This window comes from Enterobacter cloacae complex sp. BZL2005 (assembly GCF_049238885.1).
GTDB lineage: Bacteria > Pseudomonadota > Gammaproteobacteria > Enterobacterales > Enterobacteriaceae > Enterobacter > Enterobacter roggenkampii.
Map to the genome: position 1 here is coordinate 21,422 of NZ_JBMKGI010000003.1, position 14,769 is coordinate 36,190.

11 protein-coding genes are annotated in these 14,769 nt (G+C 58.6%); 5 read left to right on the plus strand and 6 right to left on the minus strand.

Annotation, left to right across the window (positions count from 1 at the left end):
- Positions 1 to 4: 4 nt before the first annotated feature.
- Genes ACOTXI_RS07480 through ACOTXI_RS07490 form a run of 3 tightly spaced genes read right to left on the minus strand, consistent with a single transcriptional unit; the run spans position 5 to position 6,514 of the window.
- The gene (locus ACOTXI_RS07480; protein ID WP_087855422.1) at positions 5 to 2,182 is read right to left on the minus strand and encodes a virulence factor SrfC family protein; all 2,178 of its coding nucleotides are present in this window, start codon (positions 2,180 to 2,182) and stop codon (positions 5 to 7) included.
- A complete protein-coding gene (locus ACOTXI_RS07485; protein WP_058654512.1) occupies positions 2,179 to 5,160 on the minus strand; it encodes a virulence factor SrfB in 2,982 nt (993 codons plus the stop codon). The genes ACOTXI_RS07480 and ACOTXI_RS07485 overlap by 4 nt, the downstream gene beginning before the upstream one ends.
- 4 nt (positions 5,161 to 5,164) lie before the next feature.
- Positions 5,165 to 6,514 (minus strand): SrfA family protein, encoded by a 1,350-nt coding sequence (locus ACOTXI_RS07490; RefSeq protein WP_058654511.1) that lies wholly within the window; start codon positions 6,512 to 6,514, stop codon positions 5,165 to 5,167.
- Between the two features lie 283 nt (positions 6,515 to 6,797).
- Between ACOTXI_RS07490 and ACOTXI_RS07495 the strand changes: the two genes are divergently transcribed.
- Both ACOTXI_RS07495 and ACOTXI_RS07500 read left to right on the plus strand, forming a co-directional pair.
- Positions 6,798 to 8,396: an ABC transporter substrate-binding protein gene (locus ACOTXI_RS07495; protein ID WP_087855424.1), complete on the plus strand. Its 1,599-nt coding sequence runs from the start codon at positions 6,798 to 6,800 to the stop codon at positions 8,394 to 8,396.
- Between the two features lie 100 nt (positions 8,397 to 8,496).
- Positions 8,497 to 8,730 (plus strand): YdcY family protein, encoded by a 234-nt coding sequence (locus tag ACOTXI_RS07500; RefSeq protein WP_058654509.1) that lies wholly within the window; start codon positions 8,497 to 8,499, stop codon positions 8,728 to 8,730.
- A gap of 3 nt (positions 8,731 to 8,733) precedes the next feature.
- Here ACOTXI_RS07500 and ACOTXI_RS07505 read toward each other — a convergent pair whose 3' ends face one another.
- Both ACOTXI_RS07505 and ACOTXI_RS07510 read right to left on the minus strand, forming a co-directional pair.
- Positions 8,734 to 9,183, minus strand: a complete 450-nt coding sequence (locus tag ACOTXI_RS07505) for a DMT family transporter (RefSeq protein WP_058654508.1) — start codon at positions 9,181 to 9,183, stop codon at positions 8,734 to 8,736.
- Positions 9,180 to 9,698 carry a GNAT family N-acetyltransferase gene (locus ACOTXI_RS07510; protein WP_023292298.1) on the minus strand — a complete coding sequence of 173 codons (519 nt, stop codon included), beginning with the start codon at positions 9,696 to 9,698 and terminating at the stop codon, positions 9,180 to 9,182. The genes ACOTXI_RS07505 and ACOTXI_RS07510 overlap by 4 nt, the downstream gene beginning before the upstream one ends.
- A 148-nt stretch (positions 9,699 to 9,846) precedes the next feature.
- On the opposite strand from ACOTXI_RS07510, the gene ACOTXI_RS07515 reads away from it, so the two are divergent.
- From ACOTXI_RS07515 to ACOTXI_RS07525, 3 genes are all read left to right on the plus strand, one after another.
- Positions 9,847 to 10,422, plus strand: a complete 576-nt coding sequence (locus tag ACOTXI_RS07515; protein ID WP_045352451.1) for a helix-turn-helix domain-containing protein — start codon at positions 9,847 to 9,849, stop codon at positions 10,420 to 10,422.
- A gap of 65 nt (positions 10,423 to 10,487) precedes the next feature.
- Positions 10,488 to 11,528 carry an NADP-dependent oxidoreductase gene (locus ACOTXI_RS07520; RefSeq protein ID WP_058654507.1) on the plus strand — a complete coding sequence of 347 codons (1,041 nt, stop codon included), beginning with the start codon at positions 10,488 to 10,490 and terminating at the stop codon, positions 11,526 to 11,528.
- A 255-nt stretch (positions 11,529 to 11,783) separates the two neighbouring features.
- The gene (locus ACOTXI_RS07525; protein ID WP_058654506.1) at positions 11,784 to 12,452 is read left to right on the plus strand and encodes a GntR family transcriptional regulator; all 669 of its coding nucleotides are present in this window, start codon (positions 11,784 to 11,786) and stop codon (positions 12,450 to 12,452) included.
- Positions 12,453 to 12,571: 119 nt separating this feature from the next.
- Here ACOTXI_RS07525 and pqqU read toward each other — a convergent pair whose 3' ends face one another.
- On the minus strand, positions 12,572 to 14,686 hold the full coding sequence (gene pqqU, locus ACOTXI_RS07530; RefSeq protein WP_039025307.1) for a TonB-dependent receptor PqqU: 2,115 nt from the start codon (positions 14,684 to 14,686) through the stop codon (positions 12,572 to 12,574).
- Between the last annotated feature and the right edge of the window lie 83 nt (positions 14,687 to 14,769).

A 14,769-nucleotide genomic window follows, 5' to 3' on the forward strand; every position in this document is an offset into this window, starting at 1 on the left:
GCGGCTACATTATTAAAGCACGTAGTGCCTGACGAGCGTCAGGCTGAACATCATGCGGGTGATGGTAATCAATGTTCTCGATCGCGCGGCTATAGAGCGCGACCAGCCAGTCGTAAACGTACGCGGTAGCCGCATGGACCGGCTGTTCACCCAGACGCGTCAGGCGGGGCTCGGCGCTGCTCACCACCGGGGTGACGAAGATGGCCTGCCCCTTGCGGATGCGGCTTGCCGGGCGCGTCGCCACGGGGGTCTTATCGTAACCCAGCCAGCCAACGAAATTGCCCATCACGGCATGCAGTTGCGCAGCGCTACTCTTATCCGCTTCGACAATTCGCTGCAGCTGCTGAGGCAGATCCAGCCGGTAGCTGGTGACCACCAGCACATCCGCAATTTGCTGCAACACCGCAGGATCCAGCCCAAGACGGGCGGCTGTCGCCTCGTTGCGGCTCCACTGGCGCAGATGATTTATCCAGACTTTGTGTGCCAGGCGCGCTTTGTCTTTGGTCTGGTACAGACCGGCGCTTTCCTGGGCGTTCTCGGCAAACAGGTCAATGGTATCCGTAAATAGCCCGTTAACCTGCTCCTCGCGCGGCTGCTGAACGGCCAACAGTGTTTCAAAGGCCTTCAGCGGCGGCAGCAGGCCTTCAAGCAGCTCGCCGTGGCGGGCGGCGCTGCTTTGCAGCGTGCGCACCATGTTTTCTGCCTGAGCACGTCGGATACCTGGCTCCTCAACCAGCGGTGCCAGGTAGCTTTGCATCATCGCCGAGAGCTCCAGACGCAGCGCGTTTTTGAGCGTGCCGAGACGCTTCTGTCGCTGCGCGGGCAGCGTGGCCTGAGACAGCCACTCAATGACGCGCTGCATGCTGTGGCTGTCCAGAGCCTGCAGCGTGCCCCAGCGCAGGCCGGGCTTCCCGAGCAGATGCTGTACGGCTTCATCGAGATTCTGCCGGGTGGTAAAGCGCGCGTCGTGCGGGGTGATCGCCCATACCAGACCCGGCAGGGCAGACTCTTCCGCAGGCTGCGTCTCCCTGACCCAGTTCATTAACACTTTTGCTTTTTTGGCCGTCTGTTCGTGCTGCGCCGTCGCGTTGCAGATGACCAGCACATCCGGCTGGAGCTGTTGACGGTAGTGCTCAAGCAGCCACTGGGATTTTGCCTGGCGTAGCGGATCGGCATGGCGGTCTTCAAACACCGGGATATCAATGATATCGACATTATCCAGCGCGCCGTTCTCAACCGGAAGCACCAGTTCACGGGTCAGGAAGGCCAGCACATCGACGGGGAGGCTGATGGCGTTCAGCATCTCACCGTTGTTCAGCGGATGGAGAAGCGTCTCTTGCGTATTCTGCAGCGCTACCGAGCCGTCGTGCGTCAGGAACCCTTCGCCAGGCAGCCCGAAGCTGTCCACCAGCAGGCTAAGGTGGGCAGCAATCTCGCTGGCATGGCTGGTCTGGTGCAGCACATGGGCCAGATTTAACCACTGCTGGGTCAGTTCCTGCTGCTCGCCCCACAGCAGCGACCACACGCTGGCGCGGGTGCTGAGATCGAGCGAAGGCACCAGTTGGGCGAACTCGTGCCACAGGGCATCATCAATTTGCTGTTTCGCGGCGGGTACCGTGCTCTGCCAGAAGCGGGCAATCGCCCCCACGTCCTGCGCCGTGATGCCGGGCACGCTCTGCGGCTGGCGCAGGCCGCGCCATTTCTCCAGGCGGGTCTCGATGACCGCCTTATCCACCGCGCGCATCTGCGGGTGCAGCGTCGTGCGGGCAATAAACAGCTGCACCAGCTCGGCCTCGGTGACCAGGCTCAGGCGCAGCGGAAACGCCTCGTCAAGCGCTTCCGGGGTTTCCCGGGTGAAGCGGACGGCCATGTTGGTCAGGGCATGTCCCGGATTGATATGCGAAAAATAGTCAAAGGTGCGCTGGCCTGGCGTCACGTTCAGGCGTCCATTGCCGCTGCCGCACAGCGACAACAGCAGGTGCGCTTTCGCGCTCTGCGAATGGCCGTAAAGCCCGATGCTGCTCTGGCGGGTCATAGCGCGTTCAATGGCCTGCTCGCGCGCCTGCGCCGCGTTGATGCGGGCAAGCAGGGCGTCGGCATCGTTATCCAGCACGGGGGCGTTCAGGCGCGTCTCGTTGATCCACCCGATTAAGGCCTGAGTGGTGGTGGTCGTCGCTGTCATTTCAGGTATACGCTCCCGCTGTCGATCCAGTAGTGGCTGCCGCTGTGTCGGCGGTCGGCCAGGGTATTCAGTTTGAAGGTTAAGGCGTCAGGCGCCACCGGCGTGCCGTCCTGCAGCCAGGCATCGCTCAGCTCGAAGGCCTCCGGGCCTTCCTGCTTGCTGCCGCCGCAGAGTTTGAGTCGCACGTTCAGCACGCCGTCGCCGGCAATCGCTTTTGCCAGTTCGGCCGAGTTAATGCTGAGCGTGTAGAGCGGCGTGGCAGGCCAGCGCGCGTTCGCCAGCTGGCGGAAGCCGAGGGTGACGTTACCGCGCAGCGGGAAGTGCAGACGCGCGTCAAGCTTCGCACCGGGTTTATCAAGATCGATATCCTGATACCAGACGTTTTCCTCGCGCAGGGTATTGACGGTGTTATCCAGCACGCCCAGATAGCGCACGGTGGAATACGCGCCAATGTCCGCGGCTTTAAAGTTGAAGCGCGGCAGACGCAGGTCAAGCGCAAGGCTGCAGAGCATGGCCCCCACGGCAGCGGTCGATTTCGGGTTGCCAATGCGCCCCTGCTGGCTGAACGGATACCACTCATGCACCTGGTATTTATCCAGCCAGACGATGCGGTTGACCGGCACCGGCTGCAGGTGGCGAATCAGCGCCTGAACGCCAGGCAGGCAGCCCGGGCGTCCGGTGATCAGCAGAATGTCGCAGCTATAATGGGAGATCGCCTCACACACCGCATGGAGCGGGGAGGCCAGCGTAAACTGCCCGGCCAGCATCGCATCCTGCATTTCGCGGAAATTGACGTGCAGCGGCACGGCGAAGAGGTCAAAAGCGTCAGAACCCGCAGGCAGGGCATGGTCGATCGCCTGCTGCAGATAGTTCATCACGTTGCGGGTCGGCTTCTGCGGCAGGAGATCGCCAAAGGTGGCGTGCAGACCAGCCAGCGGATCGTCAACGTCGCTGGACTCCCACCCGGCAAGAATCGCATGGCCAAGCGGCATAAACAGCTGCAGCGCCGTCTGCTGGCGCAGTACGGCCTGGGTATCAATGCGCCCGGAGTCGCCGAACAGTGAAGCCATCAGCAGCGAGGCGTCTGCGATACCGGATTTTTGCAGCTGCGTTTGCAGGGCGGGCAACACGTAGCGCTGAATCACGTCCAGAAGCGTGTCGTCGCCCGCCACCTTAAAGCCTTCACGGAACAACAGCTGCGGGGTGATTTTGACGTTATTGCCGGAGCCGTCGTCCAGCTGGTAATGGGTGATTGCCATATCCGTTGTGCCGCCGCCGATGTCGATGGACGCGACGCGCAGCGCGCGTCCCGGCTGGCTGCCCGGCTCAGGCTCACGGTCCGGACGGGCAAGGGAGGCGAAGAAGGCTTCGGTCTGGCCGCCAAAGCGGGAGATGGCTTCGTTATACAGCCAGACCAGCTGACCGCAGCTGGCTTCATCCCACTCCATCTGGATTTCCGGTACCGGCACCACGCTTTTTTCCTGCTGTTTGCGGGTGACAAAATCCTCATCCTGCGGGTGCCAGCCCATCGCTTTCCAGACAATGGCGATGGCTTCAAACATGCGGCGTCGGAAGATCTCGCGCTCCTGCTTTGGCATGGCGGAGGGCAGCGTCAGGATCAGCGTGCGCAACTGGCGCGGCGAGGCAGGGAAGCCCAGGCGCAGGCGCGTGGCGACGCTGTTGATCTGCCCCAGCGCCTGTGCCAGCAGCTCGCACAGCATATGGGTCATCAGGGTGCTGCGGCTGTACTGCGGCGAGAAGACCGGCAGGCGCTCGTCCTGCGGCAGCGTGAAGAGCGGCTCGCCGTCATCGTTCATCAGGTTCATCAGCGGGAACGCGGTGGCAAGCGGTTCACGCTGGGTCTTGCTGTTCATCTGGCTAAAGCGCCAGTCCTGTACGACCGGGGTTTCATCCCACAGGTAGCGACGCGGGCTGGAGATACCGCTGTTGCCCTCGGTGCCCAGACGTTGCATCGCCAGCTTGCGGGCCTCATCGCCGACGCGGACAATCGACGGCCAGACAAAGGCGTCTTCGCGACCGCTTTCCACCGAGAAGTGCTGCTTGCCAAAACGCGCTTCCGAAAACTCGAGACGGCTGGTGAACAGCGGTTCGTTCAGGAACTGCGGCTCGCTGAGCGAGCGGACCTGCAGCTCGGCGGTCTGGCGCAGCCCATCGTTGGCATCGCCGTGGTCTTCAATAATGACGCCGCAGGTGTGGGTATTGCCCACGTCGAGGATCAGGTCGACCGGAATGGCAGGCGTGCTGAGCGTATGGGTGACAAATTTTACTTCCGGCACGGTGAGCTGTTCGCCGAGCATGGTCAGCAGGTTGAGCCAGTGGGCCTGATACTCAAAGCTGCGCATCGCCTGCTGCAGGTCGCGTTCAGAGCGGTTCTCAACGCCGTCGGCATACTGGATAAACGCCTCGCGCAGCCAGCCGTCAATCCAGGTCTGATCGAGGAAACTGTCTACCTCGCTATCGCGCCAGGCCAGCGCGAAGCGGGTGCCGTTCAGAATATCGTTTTCCACCGGGGAGAGTGCGGACGTGGCATGGTCGGCAATCTGGCTGTCAAGCGCGAGGGTCACGCGGTGGGTATTGCCTGCCGTGTCGGGGGTCTCAAGCTTGCGCACCTGAACGCGCGCCCAGTTATCCGGCCCTTCCACAAACGTCCGCGGCGGGTTGAAGCGCAGGAAAGGAACCGGAAGCCAGACGCCATCCAGTACCGTCAGCGACTGATGCAGCGGGATAGTGGTTTCCGGCTTGACCACTTCAGGCTGGCCGCCGTTCATGCCCGGCAGGGTATAGCGACCGTTGACCAGGTCGAAATCGAGGCGCAACAGCGGGCCGTTCGCGGTTTTACGTACGAAGCGCCCGTTGCTGGCGGAGTCCTGCGGCGTCAGACCGAAATCGAGGAACTGCACGCCGCTGTTGGCAATAAGCGTGACGCTTTGTTTATAGTCGCAAAGATTTACCAGCATAGGATCAGGCACCTGCTTTCTTGAACGTCAGTGGGACGACGGTGTTGGCATCATAACGGGCGCGACATTCTGCGATATCGCTGGTGCCTGCTTTACAGGCCACTTCCGGCATCGGGTAGCGGGAACCGTCGGTGCAGCGGGCAGTACCGCGACTCTTAATCATCAGCTCGCCATTGCTGTGCAGCCCGGAGAAGACCTCCGCGCGGCAGACAATGTTGTCGCCGTGGACAACGCGGGCGAAACCTTTATTGTTCTGGATCTGATAGCGCAGCGACGGCGGCTTGCCGGTCACCGGATCCTTCACGTCGAGGATGGCGCGCCAGGTGCCGTTCAGGAAGCGCGTCGAGCCCGCTTTCACCTGATTCGCTTCCATCACCATGGCGTCTTTCGGAATGGCGACAATCACCACCGGAGCGGGTTGTGGCGCAGCTTCAGCCGGAGCCGCTTCTTTTTCTTTGCTGGCCACGACCTCTGCCTGATGCAGCGGTAGCTTCATCGCCAGCGGTTCAACCGCCTTGATCGGCTTTGGCGCAATCTCCACGGGTTCAGGTGCGGGCGCCGGGGCGGGCTCAGCGGAAGGCGCCTGTTTTGGCCACAGCAGCGGGGCGGCAACGGCGGCGACGATCACGGCGGCAACCGGCAGGGTCCACAGGGGAACGCGGCGCTTTTTCACGATGTTCGCCGGAACAGGTTCCTGGACTGGTTGCGCAACGACGGGGGCCGGTTCGGGCTCATACAGCTCCTCCGGCGTAATACGCACCACGGTGGACGGGGCGACCAGCGGCTCGTCAGCGTGCTCAAAGGTCATCACCGGCTCTGGCTCAGGCTCGGGTTCAGGATCGTCAATCACAACGGGGGCTGGCTCAGGGATCAGGGACTCACGCAGGCAGTCGAGGACATCGTCGCGCGCGTTCTCGTTGAGGTTTACAAACCCCCAGAAGCTGATGACCGGCTTTCCGTCCACCAGGAAGAGGAAGTTTTCGCCCGGGAACTGAAATGCCTTCGACAGCAGAGAGCCAAAGAGCTGTTGCGCGGTTTTGGGCGACTGCAGGCATTTCTTGCTTAATGACTCGACGCTGGCGAGCGTGTTTTCCAGATAGCGCAGGGCGCGATAGCGATCATCTTCATCGGCCGCTTTCCAGCTGATTACGCACCCTTCAACCGGGGAGTACCAGTCCACGCGGTCGCCGCTGTCGTTGACCTGAGGAATCGCCAGACAGTCGACGATGGCCTGTTGTTTGCGCAAACGGAGCGCTTCCCGGATTTGCAACGCTGATTCGAAAACGGCTTGTCCGCCGCCGCCAACGGCCTGAAAATCATCCAGATTACCGCTGCGTAAAAGAGTTTTTGCCACGATTTGATCCCATATACTTCTTCACACCATTACTTTAACGAAACGAGGAAGCAACCAAACGGAGGAAGAGACGCTAAAAGCGCCGATTTCTTGCGGCATAGAAAGTGACGGTTGTGCTTGACGAATAATGGCACTTAAGGCAAATCATCTTTTTGAGCGCTGGCGGTTAAAACAGCAAAAACCGCGGCTTTAGAATAACCTGATAGTGTTTCGTTATTTGCCAGGTCAAAACGCCTGTGCTGTTATTACTGTCCTATATAATAAAACTGTCAGGGTTATAACCATGTCTACAGGGAAAACACTGCTCGCCCTTGCGCTGAGCGCGCTGTTACCAGCCGGTGCCGCATGGGCGGCAAACAACGACACCCTTATTTACTGTTCAGAAGCCTCCCCCGAGTCCTTCAACCCACAAATCGCCAGCTCTGGCCCGTCTTTTGTGGCCAGCTCTCAGGTGCTGTATAACCGCCTGATCAATTTCGACCCGGTGAAAAATACTCCGGTGCCGTCGCTGGCGGAGTCCTGGACAATCTCCCCGGACAGCAAGACCTATACCTTTACCCTGCGTAAAGGGGTGAAGTTCAACAGCAACAAATACTTCAAACCGACGCGCGATTTTAATGCCGATGACGTTATTTTCTCGGTCATGCGCCAGAAAGACCCTAAACACCCGTACCACAACGTGTCGCAGGGCAACTACGAATACTTTAACGATGTGGGTCTCGATAAGCTGATCCAGGACGTTAAAAAGGTCGATGATTACCACGTCCAGTTCACACTCAGCGAACCCAACGCCGCGTTTCTGGCCGACTGGGGGATGGATTTCGCCTCGATTCTCTCCGCGGAATACGCCGACGCGATGCTAAAAAAAGGCACGCCTGAAAACGTTGACACCTGGCCGATTGGTACCGGGCCATACGTGCTGCAGCAGTATAAAGTGGATTCGCTGATCCGCTACGTCGCGAACCCGAACTACTGGGAAGGCGAGGTGCCGACGAAGCATCTCATCTTCTCCATTACGCCAAACGTGGAAACCCGCCTGGCGAAGCTGCAGACCAACGAGTGCCAGATCGTTCCTGCGCCATCCCCGGTTCAGTTTGACGCCATCAAGAACAACAAAGACCTGACGCTGCACGCCGTCGATGCGCTGAACGTCGGTTATCTGGCGTTTAACACCGAGAAAAAACCGTTTGATAACGTGCTGGTGCGTCAGGCGCTCAACTACGCGACCGACAAGAAGGCCATCGTTAATGCGGTCTTTATGGGATCGGGCACGGTGGCAAAATCGCCGATCCCGCCGAATATGCTGGGCTTTAATAAAGACCTGAAGGACTACAGCTACGATCCTGAAAAAGCGAAAGCCCTGCTGAAGCAGGCGGGTCTGGAGAAGGGCGCGGAAGTCACGCTGTGGTCAATGCCGGTGCAGCGTCCGTATAACCCGAATTCGCGTCGTATCGCGGAGATGATTCAGAGCGACTGGGCGAAAGTCGGCGTGAAGGCCAAAATTGTCTCCTACGAGTGGGGCGAATATCTCTCCGGAATGCGTAAAGGCGAACATGACTCCGCGCTGTTTGGCTGGATGTCCGACAACGGCGACCCGGACAACTTTGCCGACGTGCTGCTCGGCTGCAACAGCATTAAAACCGGCTCAAACGCCGCGCGCTGGTGCGATAAGGGGTATGATGCCCTCGTACAAAAAGCGAAGCTGACCAGCAGCCCGGCCGAGCGCGCGAAGCTCTATGGCCAGGCGCAGGAGATTTTCTATCAGCAGGCGCCGTGGATTGCGCTCGCAAACGGGAAAACGTTCTACGCGACCCGCAGCAATGTGACCGGGTACAGCGTAAGCCTGATGGGCAGCGATTTCTCAAAAGCGAAGCTGAACTAAGCCTTTTTAGCCGGGTGGCGGCTCCGCCTTACCGGGCCTACATTTGGCACCTGTAGGCCCGGTAAGCGTAGCGCCACCGGGCACATAACGAGGAGTGACAATGTCACATTTTAACGAAGTTATCGCCCGCGTCGATGCCGCCATCGAAGAGAGCGTGATTACCCACATGAACGAACTGCTGATTGAATTAAGCGATGATGCGGAGCTGAGCCGTGAAGAGCGCTACACTCAGCAGCAGCGTCTGCGCACCGCGATTTCGCACCACGGTAAGCAGCATAAAGAGGAGATGGACGCGCGTGAGGAACAGCTGACGAAAGGCGGTACCATACTGTAACCATCAAAACTGGCGTCGCGCCACCAGCCAGGCCCCGATCACCAGCATCACCGCGCCGCACACCGGGCCGATCAGGGCGCGCTGCGGGATGCCCTGGCTCCTCAGCACGTCCTGCACCAGCCCGCCAATCAGCTGGCTTGCCACCAGTACGGCGATGGTCGTCGCCGCGCCAACGTTCTGATAGCCGCTGATGCTGGCAAACACAAAAAACGACCCCAGCAGCCCCGGGATAAGCGTCCACCAGCGCACCGTTGCGGCGAGCTCGCTGAACCCGGCGACGCCCTGTTTCAGCAGCAGAATGCTGACAAACAGCACGATGCCGACCAGCGAATTCAGCAGCATCGCGATAAGAATGGTGGAGGAGGACTGGGTGATACGCACCATCAGGGTGTTTTGCACCACCAGGCCAATGCCCGCCGCCACCAGAAACGCCAGCGTCAGTGACTGATTCATGGGATCGCGTCCGGGTCGCTGCGCTCGTCCAGCTGCAGCTGCATAAAGGTTAAGTCCAGCCAGCGGCCAAACTTAGTTCCCACCTGCGGCATTTGTCCCGTCGTCACAAAGCCGAGCGTTTCGTGGAGATGAATCGAGGCATGGTTTTGCGCTTCAATCCCGGCCACCATCACGTGTTTCCCGATGGCGCGGGCCTCGTTAATCAGCGCCTTCATCAGCGTGCGGCCAATCCCTTTGCCCTGATGGGCCGGGTGGACGTAGACCGAGTGCTCAACCGTATGACGGAAGCCGTCAAAGGCGCGCCAGTCGCCGAAAGAGGCGTAGCCGGTGATTACGCCGTCTTCCTCGCTCACCAGCACCGGGTAGCCCGCAAGCGAGCGCGCCTCAAACCAGGCGATTCGGTTATCGGTATCGACGGTTTTATCGTTCCAGATCGCGGCAGTGTGCAGCACCGCGTGGTTGTAAATCTCGCCTATCGCAGCGCAGTCTTCTTTGCAGGCATGACGAACGATCATGATGAAGCCTCTGTGTGTTGTTCACTATAGTATTACGTTATCGCTACGATATTACACAGCTGTATCGCCCGATCGCTACGGCATAAGCCATATTTTTTTGTTATCAAAAGCCCATTGAATTGCCGTTCATACACTATAGTATGACGTCATGAACACCATAACAGACACAATGAATCAACGGATTAGCGCAAGAATTCGCCTTGAACGCGAGTCTCGCGGGTGGTCCCTGAGCGAGCTGGCGGACCGGGCAGGCGTCTCCCGCGCCATGATCCATAAAATCGAGCGCGGGGACAGTAGCCCGACAGCCACCTTGCTTGCCCGCCTGTCGGGGGCGTTTGGCATCAGCATGTCAACGCTCATTGCCCGGGCCGAAATGCAGGAGGGCAAGCTGCTGCGCCTGGCAAATCAGCCCGTCTGGCGCGACCCGCAGACGCACTACCTTCGCCGCCATGTTTCTCCCCGTACCGATCTGCCCATCGACCTTGTTCAGATTGAACTGCCTGCGGGCAGCGATGTTCCGATGCCGGCCTCTTCTTACGCGCTGGCGCGTCAGCTTATCTGGCTGCAGTCCGGTGAGCTGGTGTTTCAGGAGGGCGATACGCGCCACGAGATGCACGCCGGAGACTGTCTTGAGCTGGGGCCGCCTAATGACTGCCGGTTCATTAACGAGACGAACGAAACCTGCATCTATCTGGTTGTACGGCTTAACCAGTCCGGCTCGTAATGCTAATGCGATAACGCCGAACGTGAGCCAGGCTGTAATGACATTTGTACCAGAAGGAGATCCTGATGAATCACTCTGTTTCGCATAACCGCCGCTGGGTGCTGGCCTCTCGTCCACAGGGCGCACCGGTCGCGGAAAATTTTCGTCTGGAAACGCAGCCTGTTCCGGAACTAGGGGCGGGGCAGCTTTTGCTTCGTACCGTCTGGCTGTCGCTGGATCCTTATATGCGGGGTCGCATGAGCGACGCGCCATCCTATTCACCGCCGGTTGAGCTCGGTGCGGTGATGGTGGGGGGAACGGTCAGCCGCGTTGAACAGTCAAACCATCCCGACTTCAAAGCCGGTGAATGGGTGCTGGGCTACAGCGGCTGGCAGGAATATGAACTCTCGGACGGCAGCGGCCTGGTGAAGCTGGGCGAAAATCCGTCTCATCCTTCCTGGTCGCTGGGCGTACTGGGTATGCCGGGCTTTACCGCCTATATGGGGCTGCTGGATATCGGGCAACCGAAAGCGGGTGAAACGCTGGTGGTGGCTGCGGCGACCGGCCCGGTTGGCGCGACGGTTGGGCAGATCGGCAAAATCAAAGGTTGCCGGGTGGTCGGCGTCGCCGGTGGCGCAGAGAAATGCCGCCATGCCGTTGAGGTGCTCGGGTTTGACGAGTGTCTGGATCACCACGCGGCGGATTTTGCCGACCAGCTCAAGCAGGCCTGCCCGAACGGCATTGATGTCTACTATGAAAACGTCGGCGGGAAAGTGTTTGACGCCGTGCTGCCCCTGCTGAACACCTCCGCGCGCGTGCCGGTGTGTGGCCTGGTGAGCGGCTACAACGCGACGGGTTTGCCTGACGGGCCAGACCGCCTGCCGCTTCTGATGGCGATCCTTCTCAAGAAACGCATTCGGATGCAGGGCTTTATCATCGGCCAGGACTATGGACATCGCATCCATGAGTTCCAGGAAGAGATGGGGCGCTGGGTGCAGGAGGGAAAAATCCACTATCGCGAACAGGTCACGGACGGGCTGGAAAACGCCCCCGAGGCGCTCATTGGCCTGCTGGAAGGACGAAACTTCGGCAAAGTCGTGATTCGCGTCGCGAGTGACAATAAATAAAGCGCAATATGGCGGGGTTTCCCGCCATATTTATTTGTGAAGATACGATATATTGTCTTTAATTACTGGACATGACTTTTCGCGCCATCATCCCCGATGAGCCCGAAAACGATAAAAAAAATGACGTTTACTTTTTTTGCTGTTTTTTGTACTTCCCACCACCAGGCATGACGATACAGGATATATCGTACCGGCGCCGTTTTATTAAAACTGGCGTTTAAAAATAGCATTAAGTTTTAGCTACAGGAATTCCACATGCTTGATTTGGATCACTTAGAAAAAGCCCAAAGGGTTAGCCTTACCATGCAGGTTGAACACAGTTTGAAAGGGGCGTTAATTACAGGCTCTCTCAAACCAGGAGCACGACTGATTACGAAAGAGATTGCTGATAAATTAGGCACCAGTATTACGCCGGTCCGAGAAGCGCTGCTGCGCCTGGTCTCCTCAGGCGCGCTTCACGCCACGCCCGCACAGGCGTTTCTGGTCCCTGAAGTGACGCTGGAGCGTTATAACGAGATTAACGCCATCAGAAAACAGCTTGAGCCAATGGCGGTCGCCGCAGCATGCCAGAAGATGTCAGACGGCAAGCTGGAGGCGTTGCGCAAAATGTCAGAGGCTTTCCATGAGGCCATGCGCAATGGAAACGTTCAGCAGGCATTGCATGCGAATCGTATCTTCAGGTTCACGCTTTATCAGTATGCGGAAATGCCTACGCTTAATGCCTTAATTGAACAGCTATGGGTCCGCATCGGGCCCTGCATGAACTACCTGCATCACGAACTTAACGACATCAAAACGGCAACGTATCACTATGACGAGCTTCTTTCGGCCCTTGAGCGGAGAGATGTTGATGCGAACCAGAAGGCGATTGATAAGTTGATTGATGAAGCAGATTCTCTTTTACAGCGACAATATTTTAACTGAGAGATTATTTATTAGAGCGACTATATACCGCCGCTAATTATTTATCTGGTGAATAACTCCTGATGGCTTAATGCCATCAGGAGGGTTATTTCATTTATAAAATAAACTTTTCTTTTTGCTTACTCGAAGCGATAAGAGACCGACAGTCCGACGCCATAGTTACGGCCTGGTGCAGGCTCGTAATAACGACCGTTGGACTCGTTGACAATTACCGATCCCGCGTACTCTTTGTCGAACAGGTTATCGACGCGGCCAAAGACGTCCATTCCCCAGTTGCCGTAGTTAAATTTATACCCGGTATTCAGCCCGACTACCGTATAGGACGGCGCTTTCGCGGTGTTTTCGTCGTCGGCCATGATATCGCTCATGTAGCGCACGTCTGTCCCCGCATACCAGCCTTCCTCCGGCTGCCAGCCAAACGAGGCGAAGCCCATGTTGCGCGCAATCCCCGGCATACGGTTACCGTTACAGTCTGCGTCGCTGCAGACGTTAGTCCGGTAGGTGGCATCCAGGTACGTCCAGGCCATCTTCAGCTTCCAGCTCTCAGCGAACTGCTGATCCAGGGAAACTTCGACACCCTGACGACGGGTTTTCCCGGCATTTTTATAGGTTGTACGGCCGCCGGAACTGGAGTCCACCACGATCTCATCATCCGTATCGGTGCGGAACAACGCCGCCGTCAGCAGGCCGTTGCCGATTCGGGTTTTGCTGCCCACTTCATACGTATTATTCGTGGACGGCTTCAGGCCAATATTCAGACCGCCCTGGTTATCGGCGCGATAGGAGAGCTCGTTGATGGTTGGCGTTTCAAAGCCACGCCCTGCGGCAGCATAGAGGTTCCACGCATCCGTCACCGCATACTTCACGGCGCCCGCCGGGAGCCACTTGTGGTAGCTCGCGTCACCGCTGTCATCGCCGTTGCCCGGCGTAACGTAATGGTCGTTGGAATCAAACCAGACCGAACTGTAGCGGACACCCGCGTCGACAGAGAGTTTCTGCGTCAGCTGCCAGCTCGTTTGCAGATAAGGATCGACGTTCCACATCAGGTTGCGTTCGTCACGACGTTTATCGCCTTTGACGCCGTAGTCCGGCACGCCGTTGCGCATCACGAAGTTCTCGTATCCGCGACGGTCTTCGCTCATGTTTTCGTAGTTCAGACCGGTGGTGAAGGTCACCGGCACCAGCAGCTCGCCGCGGTGTGTCCAGCGAGTGTCCACGCCCTGATAGTGGCGCTGCATATCAATCACCCCGCCGGAGTGAGTGGCTTTTAGCTGCGGCTGATACGGAATCGACTGGTACTGCGTCATTTCACGCTCGCCGGCGTACATCATCACGCTCAGGTCGTCCTGAGCGCTGAGCTGGCGATCGTAGCGCAGGCCGGCCTGGGTCTGCTTGATGGTCTTACGGGTGTTGTACTGATCGCCGCGCGGCGACTGACGCGGGTTGTCCCGCCACTCCTGGTAATTCAGTCCACCCGGATCGTTGGCCTTCATGTCCACGCTGTTGAAAATCAGCGTCAGCTTGCTGGCGTCGTCAATGCGTACACCCAGTTTGGCGTTAGCGAGATTTTTCCGCGCGCCGCTGTGGTCGCGGTAGCCTTTGGTGGTGAAGCGGGTGGTGGAGACGGTGTAATCCACGTCCCCGGCGTGGGTGCCGTCACCCATCGCGCCGGTGGCTTTCATGCCATAGCGCCAGGTCCCGTAACTGCCGTAATAGCTGCTGGCTTCAATGGTTGGCGGCTGCTGCCCGGTCTGGGTGTTGATGTTGATTACGCCGCCAGAGGCGTTGCCGTACAGGGCAGAGAAGGGACCGCGCAGCACTTCAACGCTCTCCACGCTGGAAAGGTCGATGTTGGAGGTCTGACCCTGTCCGTCCGGCATGGTGGCTGGAATACCATCGACGTACATACGGATACCGCGCACCCCGAAGGTTGAGCGGGCGCCAAATCCGCGCATCGAAAGCTGGAGATCCTGGGCGTAGTTTTGACGGTTCTGAATTTGCAGCCCGGGTACGCTGCCAAGGGATTCAGACAGGTTAATGCGGGGCGCGGCCTGGCGCATATCGTCGCCATTGACGACGCTGACCGCGGCCGGAGTATCAAGCTCCGATACGGTTTGCGGCGTGGCGCTGACGATCATGGTCTGTTCCTCTGCGCTCACGGCGGTGAGCGGCGCAAAAATAACAGGAACCAGCAGCAGCGGGAGAGAAGCCTTACGGGCAGAAATGATTTTCATGAATAAAACCGGTTGTGGTGTATAAACGAACCAAATGGAACATGTCCATATATGTTAAAGGTTTTGTAAAAGTTTTGAAAACT